Origin of the sequence: Enterobacter sp. 01-M-02-SI-ECC (assembly GCF_047530595.1) — a bacterium.
GTDB classification, from domain to species: domain Bacteria; phylum Pseudomonadota; class Gammaproteobacteria; order Enterobacterales; family Enterobacteriaceae; genus Enterobacter; species Enterobacter cloacae_M.
Genome location: NZ_JBLKCZ010000002.1, coordinates 61052 through 81164, shown reverse-complemented (window position 1 = coordinate 81164; position 20113 = coordinate 61052). Strand labels below are relative to the sequence as shown.

Annotated in this window: 18 protein-coding genes; 2 read left to right on the top strand and 16 right to left on the bottom strand. The window is 59.0% G+C overall.

Annotated elements, in window-relative coordinates; all coding sequences use genetic code 11:
• Window positions 1–15: 15 nt before the first annotated feature.
• The 8 genes from menE to ACMWLG_RS03565 form a co-directional block, all read right to left on the bottom strand.
• Entirely contained in the window at window positions 16–1377 is a 1362-nt protein-coding gene (gene menE / locus ACMWLG_RS03600; RefSeq protein WP_045402737.1) for an o-succinylbenzoate--CoA ligase, read from the bottom strand.
• Complete coding sequence (gene menC / locus ACMWLG_RS03595; RefSeq protein WP_045402734.1) at window positions 1374–2339, bottom strand: o-succinylbenzoate synthase; 966 nt, start codon at window positions 2337–2339, stop codon at window positions 1374–1376. Before menC ends, menE begins: the two co-directional genes overlap by 4 nt.
• Window positions 2339–3196, bottom strand: a complete 858-nt coding sequence (gene menB, locus ACMWLG_RS03590; protein ID WP_045402731.1) for a 1,4-dihydroxy-2-naphthoyl-CoA synthase — start codon at window positions 3194–3196, stop codon at window positions 2339–2341. The genes menC and menB overlap by 1 nt, the downstream gene beginning before the upstream one ends.
• Window positions 3193–3969, bottom strand: coding sequence for a 2-succinyl-6-hydroxy-2,4-cyclohexadiene-1-carboxylate synthase (gene menH, locus ACMWLG_RS03585; protein WP_045402727.1), 777 nt, complete (start codon window positions 3967–3969; stop codon window positions 3193–3195). The genes menB and menH overlap by 4 nt, the downstream gene beginning before the upstream one ends.
• The gene (gene menD, locus ACMWLG_RS03580) at window positions 3966–5636 is read right to left on the bottom strand and encodes a 2-succinyl-5-enolpyruvyl-6-hydroxy-3-cyclohexene-1-carboxylic-acid synthase (protein WP_045402725.1); all 1671 of its coding nucleotides are present in this window, start codon (window positions 5634–5636) and stop codon (window positions 3966–3968) included. Before menD ends, menH begins: the two co-directional genes overlap by 4 nt.
• 88 nt (window positions 5637–5724) lie before the next feature.
• Entirely contained in the window at window positions 5725–7020 is a 1296-nt protein-coding gene (gene menF, locus ACMWLG_RS03575; RefSeq protein WP_045402723.1) for an isochorismate synthase MenF, read from the bottom strand.
• 86 nt (window positions 7021–7106) lie between these two features.
• Window positions 7107–7412 carry a stress response protein ElaB gene (gene elaB, locus ACMWLG_RS03570; protein WP_008500219.1) on the bottom strand — a complete coding sequence of 102 codons (306 nt, stop codon included), beginning with the start codon at window positions 7410–7412 and terminating at the stop codon, window positions 7107–7109.
• A gap of 53 nt (window positions 7413–7465) precedes the next feature.
• The gene (locus ACMWLG_RS03565; RefSeq protein ID WP_045354297.1) at window positions 7466–7927 is read right to left on the bottom strand and encodes a GNAT family N-acetyltransferase; all 462 of its coding nucleotides are present in this window, start codon (window positions 7925–7927) and stop codon (window positions 7466–7468) included.
• A gap of 71 nt (window positions 7928–7998) precedes the next feature.
• Between ACMWLG_RS03565 and rbn the strand changes: the two genes are divergently transcribed.
• Window positions 7999–8916, top strand: coding sequence for a ribonuclease BN (gene rbn, locus ACMWLG_RS03560; RefSeq protein WP_045619308.1), 918 nt, complete (start codon window positions 7999–8001; stop codon window positions 8914–8916).
• A 64-nt stretch (window positions 8917–8980) separates the two neighbouring features.
• Complete coding sequence (locus ACMWLG_RS03555) at window positions 8981–9985, top strand: chemotaxis protein (protein ID WP_023312530.1); 1005 nt, start codon at window positions 8981–8983, stop codon at window positions 9983–9985.
• A 92-nt stretch (window positions 9986–10077) separates the two neighbouring features.
• Here ACMWLG_RS03555 and nuoN read toward each other — a convergent pair whose 3' ends face one another.
• The 8 genes from nuoN to nuoG form a co-directional block, all read right to left on the bottom strand.
• Window positions 10078–11535 carry an NADH-quinone oxidoreductase subunit NuoN gene (nuoN, locus tag ACMWLG_RS03550; RefSeq protein WP_023312531.1) on the bottom strand — a complete coding sequence of 486 codons (1458 nt, stop codon included), beginning with the start codon at window positions 11533–11535 and terminating at the stop codon, window positions 10078–10080.
• Window positions 11536–11541: 6 nt separating this feature from the next.
• Entirely contained in the window at window positions 11542–13071 is a 1530-nt protein-coding gene (nuoM, locus tag ACMWLG_RS03545; protein WP_023312532.1) for an NADH-quinone oxidoreductase subunit M, read from the bottom strand.
• Window positions 13072–13147: 76 nt separating this feature from the next.
• On the bottom strand, window positions 13148–14989 hold the full coding sequence (gene nuoL, locus ACMWLG_RS03540; protein WP_045402717.1) for an NADH-quinone oxidoreductase subunit L: 1842 nt from the start codon (window positions 14987–14989) through the stop codon (window positions 13148–13150).
• Window positions 14986–15288, bottom strand: a complete 303-nt coding sequence (gene nuoK / locus ACMWLG_RS03535) for an NADH-quinone oxidoreductase subunit NuoK (protein ID WP_003861496.1) — start codon at window positions 15286–15288, stop codon at window positions 14986–14988. Before nuoK ends, nuoL begins: the two co-directional genes overlap by 4 nt.
• The gene (gene nuoJ / locus ACMWLG_RS03530) at window positions 15285–15839 is read right to left on the bottom strand and encodes an NADH-quinone oxidoreductase subunit J (RefSeq protein ID WP_023312534.1); all 555 of its coding nucleotides are present in this window, start codon (window positions 15837–15839) and stop codon (window positions 15285–15287) included. Before nuoJ ends, nuoK begins: the two co-directional genes overlap by 4 nt.
• Window positions 15840–15849: 10 nt before the next feature.
• On the bottom strand, window positions 15850–16392 hold the full coding sequence (gene nuoI, locus ACMWLG_RS03525; protein WP_003861491.1) for an NADH-quinone oxidoreductase subunit NuoI: 543 nt from the start codon (window positions 16390–16392) through the stop codon (window positions 15850–15852).
• Between the two features lie 13 nt (window positions 16393–16405).
• A complete protein-coding gene (gene nuoH, locus ACMWLG_RS03520; RefSeq protein ID WP_008500211.1) occupies window positions 16406–17383 on the bottom strand; it encodes an NADH-quinone oxidoreductase subunit NuoH in 978 nt (325 codons plus the stop codon).
• Window positions 17380–20103 (bottom strand): NADH-quinone oxidoreductase subunit NuoG, encoded by a 2724-nt coding sequence (gene nuoG / locus ACMWLG_RS03515; protein ID WP_045402714.1) that lies wholly within the window; start codon window positions 20101–20103, stop codon window positions 17380–17382. The genes nuoH and nuoG overlap by 4 nt, the downstream gene beginning before the upstream one ends.
• Window positions 20104–20113 lie beyond the last annotated feature (10 nt).

The window sequence follows — 20113 nt, the reverse complement described above, 5'->3', positions numbered from 1 at the left end:
TATTTGAAACGGCTATTATCCCTTCAGCGAGGCGTTCACCCACTGCTGCAACGCGCGGCGCGAGACTTTAATCCCGCCATTTTTGAGTTCGGTCGGCAACAGCAGCCAGCGGACGGGTTGCTCAAAACGCGCCACCTTATCCCTGACCCAGTCAGGTAAACAGCTGATATCCGTTCCCGGCTCGCACTCCACCACCGCCACCGGACGCTGTCCAAACTCGGCGTCGTCCAGCGGGACGATAAACACCTGGTTAATCTGCGGATGGCGGGCGATAACACGCTCAAGGCTCTCCGGCTGGATCCCTTCTCCGCCGCTAAAAAAGAGGTTGTCCATGCGGCCGAGGATCGTCAGGCGGCCGTCATGCCATTCACCGCGATCGCGGGTGGCGAACCATCCCTGCGCGTTGGTCAGCGGAACCAATTCGCCGTCCCGCCAGTAGCCTGAGGCCATACTCTCTGCCCGGATCCAGACCTCACCGTTAACTACCTGCACCTCTCTGCCCGGCAGCGCATAGCCTACGTCCGGCTCGCCGTCCGCCGCTTTTGCGCAGACGGTAGAGGCAAACTCGGTCAGGCCGTAGCCGCAGAAGGTGCGAATTCCCTGCTCGCGCGCCTGCTGCGTCAACTCCACAGGGATGGCGGCACCGCCCAGCAGCACCGCTTTCAGTGTGACAGGCTGACGGGTATTAAGCAGACGCCAGAGCTGGGTCGGCACCAGCGAGGCGTGGGTACAGTCGCGCAAAGCCTGCGCCAGCGGCTGTTTCTCGCGCACGGTTAACCGCGCGCCGGCCTGCAGCCAGCGCCATAAAATCCCCTGACCGGAAACGTGAAACAGCGGCAGCGAAAGCAGCCAGTCGTCGTCTTCGCCGTAGGGCATCAGCGCCAGCACGCCGCGCGCGCTGGCGAGATGGGCGTCGCAGGTATGCACCGCCGCTTTCGGCAGCCCGGTGGAGCCGGAGGTTAGCGTCATCGACGCCAGCCGCGCCGGCTGCCACGCAACGCGATATTCCCCCGCATGCTCGCGCATGCTCAGACCAGGAATACCGTCAAAGGTACCGTCCAGCACCAGCGCAAAGCGCAGCGTCATCTGCGGGAGCAACACGTCCAGCAGCGGGCGAGGCAGCTGCGGATTAACGGGAAGAATACGCGCCCCGCACTGGAGCAGGGCCAGCCACGCAAGCAGGGTTTGCGGGTGGTTATGGGCCAGCAGCAGAACGCCGTTGCCCTCCTCCACGCCCTGCCGGTGAAAGCCTGCCGCAAGGCGGTCGATGCGCACGCACAGCTGTTGCCAGCTGAGCACCTCGTCGTTCAGCCTCAGGGCCGGTTTATCAGCAAACTGCGCGCGCCAGTGCCGCCACGGCCAGTCGGTAAAACTCATAACAACGGCTCCAGCGCCGTGACGTCGAGGCACGGCAGCGCGCTGTCCGGCCACGTGCGGATAAGCTGGGCCTGCATCAGGTTCAGCGTGTCGAGGCCGGGGATCGTATCCGGCGTTAGCCAGGCGGCAATGCGCGCCAGCTGGGTCAGCCCAAGGCTGGACTCAATCGACGAGCTGATGACCGCCGTCAGCCCCGAGGCGTGCGCCGCCGCGACCTGCTCGCGCACCTTCGCCAGGCTGCCGGTCAGCGTCGGCTTAATCACCACCGCGCTGACGCCGGGCTCGGCGATAAATTCAAAATCGTCCTCACGCAGGCTTTCATCCCAGGCGATGGCAATCCCCGTTTCGCGGGCAAACGCGCGCGAGTCATCGCGGGTTTTGCATGGCTCTTCCAGGAAAGCAATGCGGCTGCGGTACGCCGGGTTGACGTACTTTGCAAACTGCTGCGCCTTAAGCGGCGTCCAGGCGCGGTTAGCATCCAGACGCAGATGAAGGTCGGGGATCGCCTCCAGCAGCAGGTTAGCGACCATGCCGTCGCGCACCGCTTCGTAGAGACCGACTTTAATTTTCGCCACTTTCTCGCCCGGCATGGCGGAGAGCAGCGCGAACAGCTCGTCAGGATCGCCCGTACAGAGCGGTGCCGCGCGGTAGTTAGCCTCTTCCGGCAGGCTGTCGTCCAGCTCCGCCAGCGCGCAGCTGATACCAAAAGCCGCGGAAGGCACGTCCGGCAGCGCCGGAGCCGCGCCCTCACGCCACGCGTCTGCCCACGCCAGCAATGCTGACTGCGCGTCATCCAGCGACTCCAGGCTAAAGCCCGGCAGCGGTGAAATCTCGCCCCAGCCTTCCCGCTCGTCCTGCTGCAGATGCACGAAGAAGCCATCACGGGTTTTTAACCGCCGTTCACGCAGCACCACGCCCGCGTCCATCGGTATCTGCCAGCGGTAAACCTGCGCGCGACGCATTACGGATTCCGTTTGTATTTGCTGAAGTCCGGCTGGCGTTTTTCGTTAAACGCGTTGCGCCCTTCCTGACCCTCTTCGGTCATGTAGAACAGCATGGTGGCGTTACCCGCCAGCTCCTGCAGACCCGCCTGACCGTCACAGTCGGCATTGAGTGCCGCTTTCAGGCAGCGCAGCGCCATTGGGCTGTTTTGCAGCATTTCACGGCACCAGCGCACGGTCTCTTTTTCGAGATCGGCAAGCGGCACCACGGTATTCACCAGGCCCATATCCAGCGCTTCCTGGGCGTTGTACTGACGGCAAAGGAACCAAATTTCGCGGGCTTTTTTCTGCCCGACGATGCGCGCCATATAGGAGGCACCCCAGCCGCCGTCGAAGGAGCCCACTTTCGGGCCGGTCTGGCCGAAGATGGCGTTCTCGGCGGCAATGGTCAGATCGCACATCATGTGCAGCACGTGACCACCGCCGATGGAGTAGCCCGCCACCATCGCCACCACCGGTTTTGGACAGGTGCGGATCTGGCGCTGGAAATCGAGGACGTTCAGGTGGTGGGTACCCGCATCGTCCTGGTATCCGCCGTAGTCGCCGCGCACTTTCTGATCGCCGCCGGAGCAGAACGCTTTATCGCCTTCGCCGGTCAGGACAATCACGCCGATGTTGTCGTCATAGCGCGCATCCGCCAGGGCCTGAATCATCTCTTTCACGGTCAACGGACGGAAGGCGTTACGCACCTGCGGGCGGTTGATGGTGATTTTGGCAATGCCGTCGGTGGATTTGTGGTAACGAATGTCGGTGTAGCCTTCGGAGCAGTCCTGCCATTCAACCGGGGCGTAAAGCATGTTTTCATCAGGGTAGATCATAGAGTGTCCTTTATTCGATAACGCATTATCTGAGCCAGACGCGCGATAACCGCATCGGGGTTTTCCCGGTGGGCATTGTGTCCGGCGTTGGGAATGGCATGGCGAACGGCGTTCACTTCCGCGGCAAGGGCCGCGAACTTCTCATCCCGTTCGCCATAGAGATAGTCAAAAGAGAAATCGCGTGCGCTAAGCGCGGCACGCAAATCGGGCTGCACGGCCAGCGAGGTCGCCTCGAGCATCATCGCCAGCGTCGCGCCGTTGTTCTGGCTGCGCAGGGTAATCAGCGCCTCGCGCTGGGCGTTCGTGAGGGAGGCGAAAACGGGCTGTTGGTACCAGTCAGCGAACACCTTCTCCAGCGGTTCGGTGCGAAAACGCGTTGCCCAGCGGCGGTCGGACGCCAGCCGCGCACTTCGCGCCTCGGCATCCTGCAGGCCCGGATGCCCACCTTCAACAATCACCCCGAGCAGCCCCTTCGGCTGCTGGCAGGCATGGGACATCGCAATGCGGCCGCCGAGGGAGTACCCGATGAGCCAGAATTTAAGTATGTTGTAACTAAGAAGAGTTCGGGTGAGCAACGTGCTCATCTCGTCAAACCCCGCCACGCCCAGATTCGAGGAACCACCGTGACCCGGCAGATCCAGATAGAGCCGGGGATAATCGTCGAGCCCTTCACCGACCCTCTGCCACTCGCGGCAATCTCCAGAAAAACCGTGCAAAAAGACCAGCCAGGGATAGCCTGTCTTACCGGCCTGCTGCACGCCCGAGAGGTTCACTGCTGGCTCACCTGCGCCAGCAGGCTTTGCAGGGCCTGCGCACCGTCAGCCTCGTTCACCACCAGCTCAATCAGCGTCGCGCCCGGCTGTTTCCAGGCGCTGCTTAACGCCGCCTCCAGCTGTTCCCAGCTTTCCGGGCGATGGTATTTCAGGCTAAACATCGCCGCGGCGTGTTCGAACTGCACGTTCTGCGGCATCAGATAGAAGCGCTCGCGCTCGCTCTGGGGCGTTGGCAACAGGGAGAAAATCTGCCCGCCGTTGTTGTTGACCACAATCAGCACAAACGGGGCTGACGCCTGACGCAGCAGCGCCAGCGCGTTGAGATCGTAGAGCGCGGAGAGATCGCCCACGATCGCCAGCGTCGATTTCGCGCTGGCGCGCTGCACGCCCGCCGCCGTCGAGATCAGCCCGTCGATTCCGCTGGCGCCGCGGTTGCTGTACACCGGGTAACCCGCGGGCAGCTTCGAGAAAGCGTCAATCAGCCGCACGACCAGGCTGTTGCCGACAAACAGCTGCCCCTGTTCAGGCAGGTACTGACGAATGCGGTGCGCCAGCCCGGCTTCGCTAAACGCTTTACAATGCGCTTTGGTCAGTTCCCACGCCTGGCGCGAAAGGTCCGGTATAGCCACCGCCCAGGGCTTGCGTTTTTCAGCCGGATGAAGCGCCAGCCAGGCGTCGATGCTGCTGACCAGACGACGGCCGCGGTGGTGCGCCGGGTCAAGCCGTCCTTCCAGCGAATCCACCAGCCAGTACTCTTCCGGCGTGCAGGTGGCCTGCCACTGCAGTAACCGTTTGCCGGTTAAACTCGATCCAAGCTGGACCACAATCTGCGCCTGCGCAAGCTCGGTGACCGCTTTCGCGTTACCCAGCCAGAGATCGGCGCACGGCAGCGGCTGACCGGTCTGCGAAAGCACGTCGCCAATCAGCGGCCAGCCAAGGGTTTGCGCCCATTCGGCAACCAGTTTGCCTTCAGCGGCGCTCATGCGCCCGGCAATCACCACGCCGCGCTTCTGCCGCCAGAAGAACCAGTCGCGCTGTTTCGCGCTCTCAAGATGCATCTGCTCGCGCAGCCACGGTTTTTCACTCTGCCACCAGTCGCCGAGGGACTGCTGCCAGTCAAGACCCGTGTCGTCCAGCTCGCCGTACAGCGGCTCGGCAAACGGGCAGTTGATATGCAACGCCCCGCTGCGCAACGTCTCCATGGCGTGATCGACGGTGGAGACCAGCCAGCTTGCCGGAATATCCTGGGTGGGACGCGGTAACGAAATCGTCTGCGAAGGATGCGAAGAAAAGAGCCCCGGCTGGCGAATGGCCTGATTGGCACCGCAGTCGATAAGCTCAGGGGGACGATCGGCCGTCAGTAAGATCAGCTTTTCACCGGTTAACCCGGCTTCAATCAGGGCCGGATAGAGGTTCGCCACGGCGGTACCGGAGGTGACGATCACCGCCACAGGTTCTTTGCTGACTTTCGCCAGACCCAGCGCAAGATGCCCGAGACCGCGTTCATCAAAGTGGGTGTGGTGAATCAACGCCCGGTTTTCAGCGGCCGCCAGCGTCAGCGGCGTTGAGCGAGAACCCGGTGCAATACACACGTGCCTGACGCCATGGCGCGTCAGGGCTTCAAGGATCACCGCCGCCCAGCGTCGGTTAAAAGAACTTACTGACATGAGATTGTCCGGTATCAAGAATGCGACACAGTATAAATAATAGAAAAAATTGGAATTTTGATATGAATCGGGATTGCGCGAATCTGTATTAATCCCTTAGGAGCAGAGAGCGCAATCCGGCGGCTTTGTTTTCGATCTCCTGCCACTCCTGCTCCGGGTCAGATCCGCTGACAATACCGGCACCGGCGTAGAGCCGCAGGGAGTCCTCCTGAACGCGCGCGGAGCGCAGCGCCACGCAGAACTCACTCTGTTCGGGGGATAAATACCCGGCCGAACCGGCGTACCACTCGCGGTTAAAGGGTTCAACCTTCTGGATAAACTCGCGCGCGGGCTGTCGGGGTAATCCGGCAACGGCCGCGGTCGGCTGCAACATGAGCAGACACTGCTCGTCGTCGGCCTGTTTCAGCTCGGTCCAGATACAGCGGCGCAAATGCTGCACTTTACGCAGGCGTACCACCTGGGGGGGCAGTACCTCAAGCGTCTGCGTAGAGTGCTGAAGACGCTGGCAGATATCTTCCACCACCAGCATATTTTCGCGCTGGTTTTTATCATCGTTAAGCAGCCACTCGCCGAGACGCTGCGCCTGGCTATCATCGGTATGGCTGGCGACGGTTCCCGCGAGCGCTTCCGTGCGCAGCAGCTTGCCGCGCCGCCGCCAGAGACGCTCGGGGGTCGAGCCGAGAAAAGCGTTGCTGGCGTCGAATACCATGCAGAAATGATAGCAATGTAAATTGAGGGCGCGGCTGGCGGCCATCAGCGCGACAGGGTTAACGCGCTGCGTGAACTGCAGATCGGTTGCCCGGGCGAGCACCACTTTTTCAAAATCACCGCGCGCGATGGTCTCCGTCGCCCTGCGGATCAGTCTCAGCCATTCGGCCTGCTGCGGCTGATGGGTTTCGTGCTCAACCTGCACGGAGAGCGGACGGATAGATCTCGCAGGACGGAGCTGCTGTAAAAAATCCTGCGCGACGCGGGCATCCTCCTGAAGCGAGCGGTTGCTCCACAGCTGCAGACGCAGCGTAGCGGTGCCGGCGGTGCGTCGCCAGAGCAGTCGCGGTAAAAAGAGGCTGCCCTGTTCGGGATTAAAGGCGTTCAGGCCGCAGATGCGGGTATCACCTGCCGCGTTTTGCGCGCGCAAAAACTGCGAGGCTAATGCCAGAGAGGAAAATTGGGTGACCGCCCCCAGCGCGGCCAGCTCTTCATCACCGTTACGCTGCTGCCAGTAAAACTGCGGATAACACTGCTGCTCGCCCAGCCAGGCGAGGGGATCGAAGGCGTCGTTTAACGGGAAAGAGACGTCGAAATGACGTATGCCGGGTGCTGCGGGTAACGCTTGCGAAAGCTGGGTACGCAGTTGCTCCAGCGCGAGGAAAATCGAATTCACGCGAACCTCTCCCTGTTAAAACGTCATATTATACGGGGTACTGGCCATAAATAGCAGTACCCACGTATAGGGAGTGGTTAAGCGGCTTAACGACGGGCTAACAGCAGCCCCAGCACCAGCCCCACGGCAGCACCCACCCCAATACCCTGCCACGGTTTTTCATGAACGTAATCATCGGCACGATACACCGCTTTTTTGGCACGGTAGTAGTAGGTATCAGACGCATGGCTGACGCGGTTTTTCACTTCATGCAGCGCCTGCTCGGCGCGGGCTTTTAGCTCAATATATTTCTGATCGGCAGGGTCGCCAGAGGAACGTAACACCTCTTCCAGCGTTTCGCTCAGCAAGGCCAGGTCGTCGTCGATACGGGTATCCCAGGATTGAAATGACATATTTTTCTCCATGTTAGTACACCAGTCCGCTAACTATAGCCAACGACTCGCCATTACGCCTGCTTCGTTTCCCGCGCCATGCCGATATGCGGAATACCATCTTCATCGTATACCTCCGTTACCGGCGTAAAACCAAAATGGCCGTAGAAGGACTGCAGGTGCGCCTGCGCGCCCAGGTATAACGCCTTGTCCGGCCACTGTTTCCGGCACGCCTCCAGCGTTTTTTCCATCAGCTGATAGCCCAGCTTTTCACCGCGCGCCTTGCCGCTGATGATGACGCGGCCAATGACGACAGGCTCAAAATCGTCTTCGCTTTTCAGAATCCTCGCATACGCCACCAGCTCGTTATCCCGCCAGCCGAGGATATGGCGGTTCTCACCAACGAGGTCATCGCCGTCGATGTCCTGATACGGGCAGGTCTGTTCTACAACAAACACTTCACAGCGCAGCTTCAGCAGGGCATAAAGTGAATGAACGGTGAGTTCGCTATGATGTAAATCTTGCCACTGGATCATGTCAGTCTCCTTCCTGGGGTTCATCACGTTATACTAAACCCCTCCCCGTTCGGCAAAGGTCTGATTGCGTTATGGAACTGATTTTTCTGGGTACGTCCGCTGGCGTGCCAACCCGCTCACGAAACGTGACGGCGATCCTGCTGGATCTTAAGCATCCCACCCGCGGCGGGCTGTGGCTGTTTGACTGTGGTGAAGGGACGCAGCATCAGCTGTTACACACCGCTTACCACCCCGGCAAGCTGGATAAAATTTTTATCACCCATCTGCATGGCGACCACCTGTTTGGCCTTCCCGGCCTTCTGTGCAGCCGCTCGATGGCCGGTAACGCCAACCCGCTGACGATTTACGGGCCAGCGGGTATTCGTGAATTTGTTGAAACTACGCTACGCCTGAGCGGGTCATGGACCGATTATCCGCTGGAGGTCGTTGAGATTGCCGAAGGGCTGGTATTCGATGACGAGGATTATCGGGTTACTGCTCAACCGCTCAATCATCCTGTGGAGTGCTATGGCTACCGTATTGATGCGCGTGATAAACCCGGCGCGCTGGATGCCGCCGCGCTGATGGCCGACGGCGTAAAACCCGGGCCGCTGTTCCAGCGTCTTAAGCACGGAGAGACCGTCACGCTGGAGGACGGACGCGTCATTAACGGCCAGGATTATCTCGCCGCACCGCAGCCCGGCAAAAAGCTGGCGATTTTTGGCGATACGGCCCCATGCCCGGCAGCGCTCACGCTGGCTCAGGGCGTGGACGTGATGGTGCATGAAGCGACGCTTGAAACGGCGATGGAAGAGAAGGCCAACGGCCGGGGCCATAGCTCCACGCGACAGGCGGCACAGCTTGCCCGTGACGCGGGCGTCGGGCGGCTCATCGTCACTCATGTCAGCTCGCGCTACGACGCGCGGGGCTGCGAAAAGCTGCTGGCAGAGTGCCGCGCGCTGTTCCCGGAATGTGAGCTGGCCGAAGATTTCGCTCAGGTTAGCGTTTAGTCCTTCATTTTTCCTTCAGGATGCCGATAACGATTAAAAGGTCAGCATTTCTCTCGAGGGTAGAATGGATAATTTCCAGAAAGATATTGATGACAGGGCGAATCTGACCCTGTCGAACCGTTTTGAACTGTTGCTGTTCCGTCTTGGCACCTCTCTGAACGAAAATAAATCTGAGCTGTTTGGCATTAACGTCTTTAAGCTGCGTGAAATTGTGCCGATGCCGGAGTTCACGAAACCCGCCGGGATGAAATCGCCGCTGATGGGAATGGTGAATATTCGCGATCAGGTGATCCCGGTGATTGACCTGGCCGCCGTGGCGGGCTGTAAGCCCACTACCGGGCTGAACATCCTGCTGATCACCGAATATGCGCGCAGCGTGCAGGCGTTTGCCGTGGAATCGGTTGAGAACATCATGCGTCTGGACTGGAAGCAGGTGCATGCGGCGGAAACCGCCGTCAGCGGTCGCTACATCACCAGCATTGCGTGTCTTGACGAGAAGACCGATACCAACGATCTGGCGATGGTGCTGGACGTTGAGCAGATCCTGTATGACATCACCCCGGCCAATCACGATCTGCACGCCACGAATCTAAAGACCACCAAATTCCATATCAAGCCAGGCGCTGTCGCTATCGTTGCAGAAGATTCCAAGGTGGCGCGCTCGATGCTGGAGAAAGGTCTACAGGCGATGGAGATCCCCGCGCAGCTGCATATCACCGGCAAAGACGCGTGGGAGAAAATTGGCGTGCTGGCCGCACAGGCGCAGGCTGAAGGAGTTCCCATCACCGATAAGATCGCTCTGGTGCTGACCGACCTCGAAATGCCTGAGATGGACGGTTTTACGCTCACGCGCAAAATCAAAACCGACCCGGTATTGAAGGACATTCCGGTAGTGATCCACTCTTCCCTTTCCGGCAACGCCAACGAAGACCATATTCGCAAGGTGAAGGCCGACGGGTACGTCGCGAAGTTTGAGCTGAACGAGCTGTCGTCGGTGATTGAGGAAGTGCTGGACCGCTCGATGAAGAAGATTGACGGGCCGTTGATTAGCCGCAAGCAGCTGGCTTAAGCATGGTGCGGGCTGGTGCCCTCACCCCGGCCCTCTCCTACTGGGAGAGGGAGAAAACCATAAAAAAACCCGCCGAGGCGGGTTTTTTGTTTTTACATCAGCGGCATCGCTCGCTGCACGATATCAATCAGCGGCTGCGGATAGATACCGAAGATCAGCACCAGCAGTGCGGAGATAAGCACGACGATACCACCGGCGCTGTACTGCCAGTTGGTTGGGGCATCACGGTTGAGCTGCTGAGGCGCGCTCAGGTACAGGCTCACGGCCACGCGCAGGTAGTAGTAGAGACCAATCGCGGAGCCGATAACCACGCCCGCGGTCAGCCACCACAGGTGCGCCTGCACACCCACAGCCAGCACGTAGAACTTACCGATGAAGCCAAGCGTCATCGGGATACCTGCCAGAGAGAGCATCATCACGGTCATTACCGCGGACAGGATCGGACGGTGCCAGAACAGACCACGGTAGGAGAACAGTGAATCGGCATCCGGGCCACGGTACGGGCTGGACATCAGGCTCACCACGCCGAAGGCGCCGAGACTGCTGAACAGGTAACCGGCCAGATACACGCCTACGGTTTCCATCGACATCTCGCCGCTCTGCAGCGCTATCAGCGCCACCATCAGGTAGCCCAGATGAGAGATAGACGAGTAGCCCAGCAGACGCTTGATGTTGGTCTGGCTCAGCGCCATCAGGTTACCGAAGATGATGGAGACGAACGCGATAATGCCCAGCACCACGCGAACCGCTTCGCTGTCACCCACAGGCGCGTACAGGAACAGACGCATGACCACACCGAAGATAGCGATCTTGCTCGCCGTCGCCAGGAAGGTCGACACCGGAGCCGGGGCGCCCTGGTATACGTCTGGCGTCCACAGGTGGAACGGCACCAGAGAGAGTTTGAAGCCGAGGCCAACAATCATCATGCCCAGACCTGCCAGCAGCAGCGGCTCATGCAGCATGCCGTCACCGAGGCTCTTGCCGAGCGCCATAAAGGAGAGGTTACCGGACTGTGCGTACAGCAGCGCAATACCAAACAGCAGGAACGAGGACGCAGCAGCAGACAGAATGGTGTACTTGATGCTTGCTTCCAGGGAGCGCTTCTGACGGAAGGCGTAACCAATCAGGCCGAACAGCGGCAGAGAGATCAGCTCAATACCGAGGAACAGCGCGGCCAGGTGGTTCGCATTCGCCAGCAGAATGCCGCCCAGCGCGGCAATCAGAACCAGCAGGTAAAACTCTTCTTTGTTGTCGTTGTAGCCTTCGAGCCACGGGTACGCAAAGGTACAGGTTGCCAGGCTCGCCAGCAGCACCAGACCGGTATACAGCATGGCGTAACCGTCAACGCGCATCAGCGGGGTGACGTCCATCGCCCCACCCTGGCCAACAAACCAGAGAGAGACTAACGCGGCGTTCAGGCCGATGACCGACAGCGTGGCATTCAGGAAGTGATTGCGTCGCCACGCAATGGAGAGCATCACAACCACCACCGTCAATCCGACGATCAGCAGCGGTAGCAGCGCGATCAGTTGTTGTGGAGTTATTGTCATGGCGAATTACGGCCTTGTAGTAGAAGCAGAATTAACAAACCACTGTTGGATGTTGCCCATCGCGCTATGCGAGGTATCCAGAATCGGCTGCGGGAAGAAGCCCAGCAGCACCAGCAGTACGACCAGCAGCAGGATGATGAACAGCTCACGCAGCGACATCCCCGGCAGTTCTTGTGCAGCAATTTCGCTCTTCGCTTTACCGAAGTAGGCGCGGTGCAGCATCGCCAGCGAGTACACGGAAGCGAACACCAGACCAAAGGTGGAGATCACGGTAATCACCGGTACCACTTTGAAGCTGCCGAACAGAATCATAAATTCGCCGACGAAGTTACCGGTACCCGGCATCCCCAGGGTAGCCACCGCGAAGAACATGGACAGCGCTGGCAGCCATTTAATTTTGCTCCACAGGCCGCCCATCATGCGCATGTCGCGTGTATGCAGACGTTCGTACAGCTGACCGCACAGGATGAAGAGGCCGGCTGCGGACAGACCGTGCGCAATCATCTGGATCACCGCGCCCTGGTACGCCAGCTGGCTGCCGGTGTAGATAGCAATCAGCACGAAGCCCATGTGGGAAACGGAGGTGTAGGCAATCAGACGCTTGATGTCGTACTGCGTGAAGGCCATCCAGGCACCGTAGAAGATACCGATCACACCCAGCCACATGGCAATCGGTGCGAACTCTGCGGAGGCATTCGGGAACAGCGGCAGTGCGAAACGCAGCAGACCATAGGCGGCCGTTTTCAGCAAGATGCCCGCCAGGTCAACGGAACCCGCCGTTGGTGCCTGAGAGTGCGCGTCTGGCAACCAGCCGTGCAGCGGAACGACCGGCATTTTCACCGCGAACGCGATGAAGAAGCCCAGCATCAGCAGGTATTCAACGCCGTGGGACATTGGCGTCTTCAGCAGATCTTCGTAGTTGAAGGTCCAGGTGCCGGTCGCGTTGTGGTGAACAAACACCAGCGCCAGAATAGCAATCAGCATCACCAGACCACTCGCCTGGGTATAGATGAAGAACTTGGTTGCCGCCGTGATACGCGTTTTACCGTCGGACGCCTTGTGGCCCCACAGCGCGATCAGGAAGTACATCGGCACCAGCATCATCTCCCAGAAGAAGAAGAACAGGAACATGTCGATGGCAAGGAACACGCCGATCACGCCGCCCAGGATCCACATCAGGTTCAGGTGGAAGAAGCCCTGGTATTTTTCGATTTCTCGCCAGGAGCAAAGTACCGCCAGAACGCCGAGCAGACCGGTCAGCACCACCATCAGTAGCGACAGACCGTCAATCGCCAGGTGGATCGTAATGCCGAAACGCGGGATCCACGGCAGGATGAACTCAGACTGCCACTGCGGAATGCCCGCAGACTGGGTCAGTGAGTAACCGCCCTGCAACCACAGTTGCAGGCCAAGCGCGAGCGTCAATCCCATGGTGATCAGCGCGATCCAGCGCGGCATCTTCACGCCAAAGCGTTCAGTCTGCCAGCACAGGAAGCCGCCGATGAAGGGAATTAATATTAGCCAGGGTAGTAACATGGCGATTTACATTCCTTTTTAAGGCCCCCAGCAGGGGCCTGATTTTCAACGAATTCGAATAAAATTCACTTAACGATCAACGCAACACCATCAGCAGCGCCAGCACGACAACCGCACCGATGCTCATGGACGCCACATACCAGCGCAGGTAACCGTTCTCGCTGTACAGCAGGCCTTTACCTGCAAAGCGGGAAAGGATCGCCGGGATATTCATCAGGCTGTTCAGTGGGTCGCGCTTCAGCAGCCACGCAATGCCCAGGAACGGCTTAACGAAGATCATGTCGTACAGCCAGTCGAAGCCCCACGCGTTGTACCACCAGGTGCCCAGCAGACGGCCCGGCGCACTGTTGGCAACGGCAGTCACCAGCCTACGTTTGCCCAGCCACAGCCACGCAGCGATCAGGATGCCCGCGATAGCGACCACACCGGAGGTGATTTCAAGCGTCAGAACGCGACCGTGCTCAAGCTCGGTGGTGTCTGGCAGTACGCCCTGCAGCGGTGGCACAATCATCGCGCCAACGAAGGTGGACAGTACCAGCAGCACAATCAGCGGCAGGTGGTGGGTAATCCCCTTCCCTGCGTGAGCGTGAATTTGTTCTTTACCGTGGAATACGATGAAAATCATACGGAAGGTATACAGGGAGGTCATGAACGCACCGACCAGACCCGCAACCATCAGATTGATATGACCATTCGCCATGGCACCCGCAAGGATTTCGTCCTTACTGAAGAAGCCCGCGGTGATCAGCGGCAGTGCCGCCAGCGCCGCGCCGCCTACCAGGAAGCAGACATAAACCAGTGGAATGGACTTACGCAGTCCGCCCATCTTGAAGATGTTCTGCTCGTGGTGGCAGGCCAGGATCACGGAACCAGATGACAGGAACAACAGCGCTTTAAAGAACGCGTGTGTCATCAGGTGGAAAATGGCTGCGTCCCATGCCTGAACGCCCAGCGCCAGGAACATGTAACCGATCTGGCTCATGGTGGAATACGCGAGAACGCGTTTGATGTCGGTCTGCACCAGCGCGGCAAAGCCTGCCAGCACCAGCGTGACCGCACCGACGATACCCACCAGATGCAGAATTTCCGGGGTCATCAGGAACAGGCCATGGGTACGCGCAATCAGGTAGACACCGGCGGTTACCATGGTCGCGGCGTGGATCAGCGCGGAGACAGGGGTTGGACCCGCCATCGCGTCGGCCAGCCATGTCTGCAACGGCAGCTGCGCGGATTTACCCACGGCGCCACCAAGCAGCATCAGCGTTGCCCACCACAGCATGTTGTTGCCTGCAGCGAAGTGCGCCGGCGCCAGTTCCACCATTTCGCGGAAGTTCAGCGTGCCCAGTTCGTTGTAAAGAATGAACAGCGCGAAAGCGAGGAAGACGTCACCCACGCGGGTCACGACGAACGCCTTCATGGCCGCTGCGCCATTCTTCGGATCGGTGTAGTAGAAACCGATCAGCAGGTAAGAACACAGACCTACGCCTTCCCAGCCCAGATACATCAGCAGCAGGTTATCGGCCAGCACCAGAACCACCATGCTGGCGATAAACAGGTTGGTGTAGGCGAAGAAGCGGGAGTAACCCTCTTCACCGCGCATATACCAGGAGGCGAACATGTGGATCAGGAAGCCAACGCCGGTGACCACGGAGAGCATGGTCAGCGAGAGGCCGTCCAGCACCAGGTTGAAGCCGATGTTGAAATCACCGACCGACATCCAGGTCCACAGCGGTACGCTGAAAGGCTGACGACCGTTGTTAAAGAAGTCGATACCCGCATACGCCGTCACCAGCGCGGCCAGGCCAACAGAGCCCATGCCGACGGTCGCAGACAGATTCTCAGACCAGCGGCCGCGAGAAAACGCCAGCAGCACGAAGCCAATCAGCGGAAAAATAATGGTTAAGGCAAGCATGTTCATCCACGCAACTCACTTACTGAATCGATGTTCAGATTCTGGCGGCGACGATGGAGCTGCAGCAACAGCGCCAGGCCAATACTCGCTTCGGCAGCCGCGAGGCTGATGGCGAGAATGTACATCACCTGACCATCGGTCTGGCCCCAGTAGCTTCCGGCGACCACGAAGGCCAGCGCGGAGGCGTTAATCATGATTTCCAGACCGATCAGCATAAACAGCAGATTGCGGCGGATAACCAGACCGGTCAAACCCAGAACGAATAAAATCGCAGCGAGGATCAGTCCATGTGTTAAGGGGATCATGCGCGCTCCTCCGTTTTTCTTTTCGCGCGGTCGTCAGTGCGGTTGCTCAGCACCTCACCAGCACGCTCTTCGCGGCCAACATGGAAAGCAACAACCAGACCTGCCAGCAGCAGCATTGAGGCCAGTTCAACCGCCAGAACGTATGGGCCAAAGAGGGTAATACCGACCTCTTTAGCGCCGATCGGCGTGCCGTCGATGCCCTGATCGTTGACGCCCAGAATGGCGTAAACAATCACCGCCAGCATGATGGCCGACAAAATTGCCGGACCAATCCACACCTGCGGTTTTAACCACTGACGTTCCTGCTCAATTTCAGAGCCGCCCAGGTTCAGCATCATCACCACGAACACGAACAGCACCATGATGGCCCCGGCGTAGACGATGATTTCCAGCGCACCGGCGAAGTGCGCGCCCAGTGCGAAGAACACCCCGGAAATGGCCAGCAGCGAAATGATTAAGTACAGCAGCGCATGCACCGGATTGGTGTGCGTAATCACTCGCAGCGTAGCCAGGATGGCGATAAGGCCACAGATATAAAAAGCGAATTCCATTGCCCTCTCCTTACGGTAACAGGCTCTTGACGTCGATAGGCTTAGCTTCGTTCTCTGCTTCGCCCTTATCTTTGCCGTCGATTGCCATACCCGCCATCCGGTAGAAGTTATATTCCGGGTATTTGCCCGGACCGGAAATCAGCAGATCCTCTTTCTCATACACCAGGTCCTGACGCTTGTACTCACCCAGCTCGAAGTCTGGAGTCAGCTGAATCGCCGTGGTTGGGCACGCTTCTTCACACAGACCGCAGAAGATGCAGCGTGAGAAGTTGATGCGGAAGAACTCAGGGTACCAGCGGCCGTCTACCGTCTCTGCTTTCTGCAGAGAGATACAGCCTACCGGACACGCTACCGCACACAGGTTACAGGCAACGCAGCGCTCGGAACCGTCCGGGTCGCGCGTCAGCACGATACGGCCACGGTAGCGCGGCGGCAGATATACCGGCTCTTCCGGGTACATCCGGGTTTCGCGTTTGGCAAACGCGTGCAGGCCGATCATCCAGATACTGCGTACCTGGGTACCGAAGCCTACCAGTAATTCTTTTAAGGTCATGGTCTATAGCCCCTTATGGCTGCTGCCAGAGAATGACAGCGGCCGTTACCAACAAGTTGACGAGCGTCAGCGGCAGGCACACTTTCCAGCCGAAGGACATTACCTGGTCGTAACGCGGACGCGGTAACGCTGCGCGAATCAAAATGAACATCATCATGAAGAACGCGGTTTTCAGCGCGAACCAGATGAACGGCGGTAAGAACGGGCCATGCCAGCCACCGAAGAACAGCGTTACCATCAACGCGGAAATGGTGACAATACCGATGTACTCGCCCACGAAGAACAGACCGAATTTCATACCGGAATATTCGATGTGGTAACCGTCGGCCAGTTCCTGTTCGGCTTCTGGCTGGTCAAACGGGTGACGGTGACACACTGCAACGCCCGCGATGGCAAAGGTAATAAACCCAAAGAACTGCGGAATAACGTTCCAGATGTCGGCCTGGTTATTGACGATGTCGGTCATGTTGAATGAACCGGCCTGCGCCACCACGCCCATCAGGGAAAGACCCAGGAACACTTCGTAACTCAGGGTCTGCGCGGAAGCACGCATCGCCCCCAGCAGCGAGTATTTGTTGTTACTGGACCAGCCTGCGAACAGGACCGCGTAAACCGCGAGGCCTGCCATCATCAGGAAGAACAGAATGCCGATGTTCAGGTCAGCGACCACCCAGGTCGGGCTGACCGGAACGATAGCAAACGCCAGCAGCAGCGAGGTGAAGGCGATCATCGGTGCCAGAGTAAAGATCACGCGGTCCGAGAAGCGCGGGATCCAGTCCTCTTTAAAGAACATCTTGATCATATCCGCGACCAGCTGGAGTGAACCACCCCAGCCCACGCGGTTCGGTCCGTAACGGTTCTGGAACAGACCGAGCAGACGACGTTCACCAAAGCTCATGAACGCGCCGCAGGTGACCACCACCAGCAGGATAACAATCGCTTTCAGAATGCTCAGCAGGATGTCGATAAGATCCGGCGTTAACCAACTCATGCTTTTGCCTCCTGCAGATTATCAAGACGCGCACCCGCCAGAACCGGCGCGATGCCAGGCATACCCATCGGCAGACCTACCTGCCCTGCTGTCAGACTTTCAGAAATAATCAGCGGCAGGCTGATGGTCTGGCCGTCATAGCTAAAGGCGATGTTTGCACCCGCGTTAACGCCAAGCTTCGCGGCGTCAGCCGGGTTAAGCTTGATGTACGGCTGCGGCATACGGGTCTGGAAGACCGGTGAACGCTGGGACAGCTCGTCGCTACCGAACAGGTGGTAGTACGGGGCAATACGCCAGCTACCGTCCTGCGCCTGGAAACTCGCCGGTACGGTGGTGAAGAAGTCCAGACCGGTTTCGGAGGCTTCAATCAGACGCACGCCCGGATCGCCGTGGCGCAGGGAGCCGCCCACTTCAGCCTGGAACTTGTTCCATGCCTGCGGGGAGTTCCAGCCCGGTGCCCATGCGAAAGGGATTTGCGAACGCGGCGCAGACGGCTGGTTGTTCCCTTCCATCGAGAAGGCGAACATGGTGTCTTTATCCTGCGGCTGGCGCGGTTCGTGCACGCTGATGTTGGCACGCATCGCAGTACGGCCACTGTAACGGTGCGGTTCACGCGCCAGTTTCTGGCCGCGAATGCGGAAGCTTGCTTCAGGCGCGGCATCTTTAATGCCTGCCAGCTGAGGCAGTTTTTCGACTACCGCGTCGATAACGTGGTCGAGCTGCGTCCAGTCCACTTCACGGCTCTGCACGGTGCTGTGCAGGGAGTGCAGCCAGCGCCAGCTTTCCAGCATCACGGTGTTGCTGTCGTAGTACGCCGGGTCGTAAACCTGGAAGAAACGCTGCGCGCGGCCTTCGTTGTTGATAACGGTACCGTCGCTTTCTGCGAAGCTTGCCGCAGAGAGCACCAGGTGCGCTTTGTCCATAATCGCGGTGCGCTGATGGTCAATCACCATCACCAGCGGCGCTTTGGAGAGCGCAGCGTCAACGCGAGCGGCAGAGGCGTGGCGATGCAGATCGTTTTCCAGCACCACAACGGCGTCAGCGGCACCGGACTCCAGTTCGCTTAACGCTGCTTCCAGCGAGCCGCCGCCAATCATGCCCAGACCAATGCTGTTCACCGCACGGGCAATCATGGTCACACCGACGTCAGCACCGCGGCCTTTCAGAGCTTTGGCCACGTTGGCTGCTGCCTGAATGATCTCTGCGCTACCGGCGTTGGTACCGGAAATAATCAGCGGTTTCTTCGCACCGGCCAGGGCCTGAACAATCACGTCGACCTTGTTCTGCAGGTCGCGATCCAGCTCAACGGCCGGCGAGCTGCTATCCAGCGCGTGGGCAATCGCAAAGCCAAGACGAGCCTGATCTTCAACCGGCGCGCAGTAGGTCCACGCAGCGATATCGTCCAGACGGGTGTTATCGACGTTGGTCACAAACAGAGGATGCTTCGCGCGCTGGCCGATGTTCAGGATCGCCGCAATCTGCCAGTCAGCCACTTTCTGCGCCGCTGCCATTTCACGTGCTTTACCCTTCACCGCCTGACGAACCGCCAGAGCCGCGCGTGCGCCCGTCTGCGTCAGGTCTTCACCCAGCACCAGGACCGCATCATAAGATTCGATTTCGCGCAGCGCAGGGGTATGAATACCGCCTTCACGCAGCACTTTCAGTACCAGCTGCAGACGTTCCTGCTCGCCCTGAGCGATACCGGTATAGAAGTTTTCCGCTCCAACCAGCTCGCGCAGCGCGAAGTTGCTTTCGATGCTGGCGCGCGGGGAGCCGATACCGATCACTTTCTTCGACTGACGCAGAATATCTGCCGCGCCCTGCATCGCCTGCTCAGCGTTCAGGGTAATGAAGTCGTCGCCACGGCGCTGAACCGGCTGACGCGGACGGTCTTTCAGGTTCACATAGCCATAGCCGAAACGACCGCGGTCGCACAGGAAGTAGTGGTTAACGGTGCCGTTGTAACGGTTTTCGATACGACGCAGCTCGCCGTAACGCTCACCCGGGCTGGTGTTACAGCCGAGGGAACACTGCTGGCAGATGCTTGGCGCAAACTGCATGTCCCATTTACGGTTGTAACGCTCGGAGTGAGTTTTATCCGTGAATACGCCTGTCGGGCAGATTTCTACCAGGTTACCAGAGAATTCGCTTTCCAGCGTACCGTCTTCCGGACGACCGAAGTAGACGTTATCGTGCGCGCCATATACGCCCAGATCCTGACCGTCTGCGTAGTCTTTGTAGTAACGCACGCAGCGGTAGCAGGCGATGCAGCGGTTCATTTCGTGAGAGATGAACGGCCCCAGGTCCTGGTTACGGTGGGTACGCTTGGTAAAGCGATAGCGACGGAAGCTGTGGCCGGTCATCACGGTCATATCCTGAAGGTGGCAGTTACCGCCCTCTTCACAGACCGGACAGTCGTGCGGGTGGTTGGTCATCAACCATTCCACAACGCTTTCGCGGAACTGTTTGGCTTCTTCGTCATCAATCGAAATAAAAGTGCCTTCGGTGGCTGGCGTCATACAGGACATCACCAGGCGACCACGCGTGTCTTCCGCGTTTTGATATTGCTTCACCGCACACTGGCGGCAAGCACCGACGCTGCCCAGCGCCGGATGCCAGCAAAAGTACGGAATATCGAGGCCAAGAGACAGACAAGCTTCCAGCAGGTTGTCCGCCCCGTTGACTTCGTATTCTTTGCCGTCTACATGAATCGTAGCCATTAGCATGCTT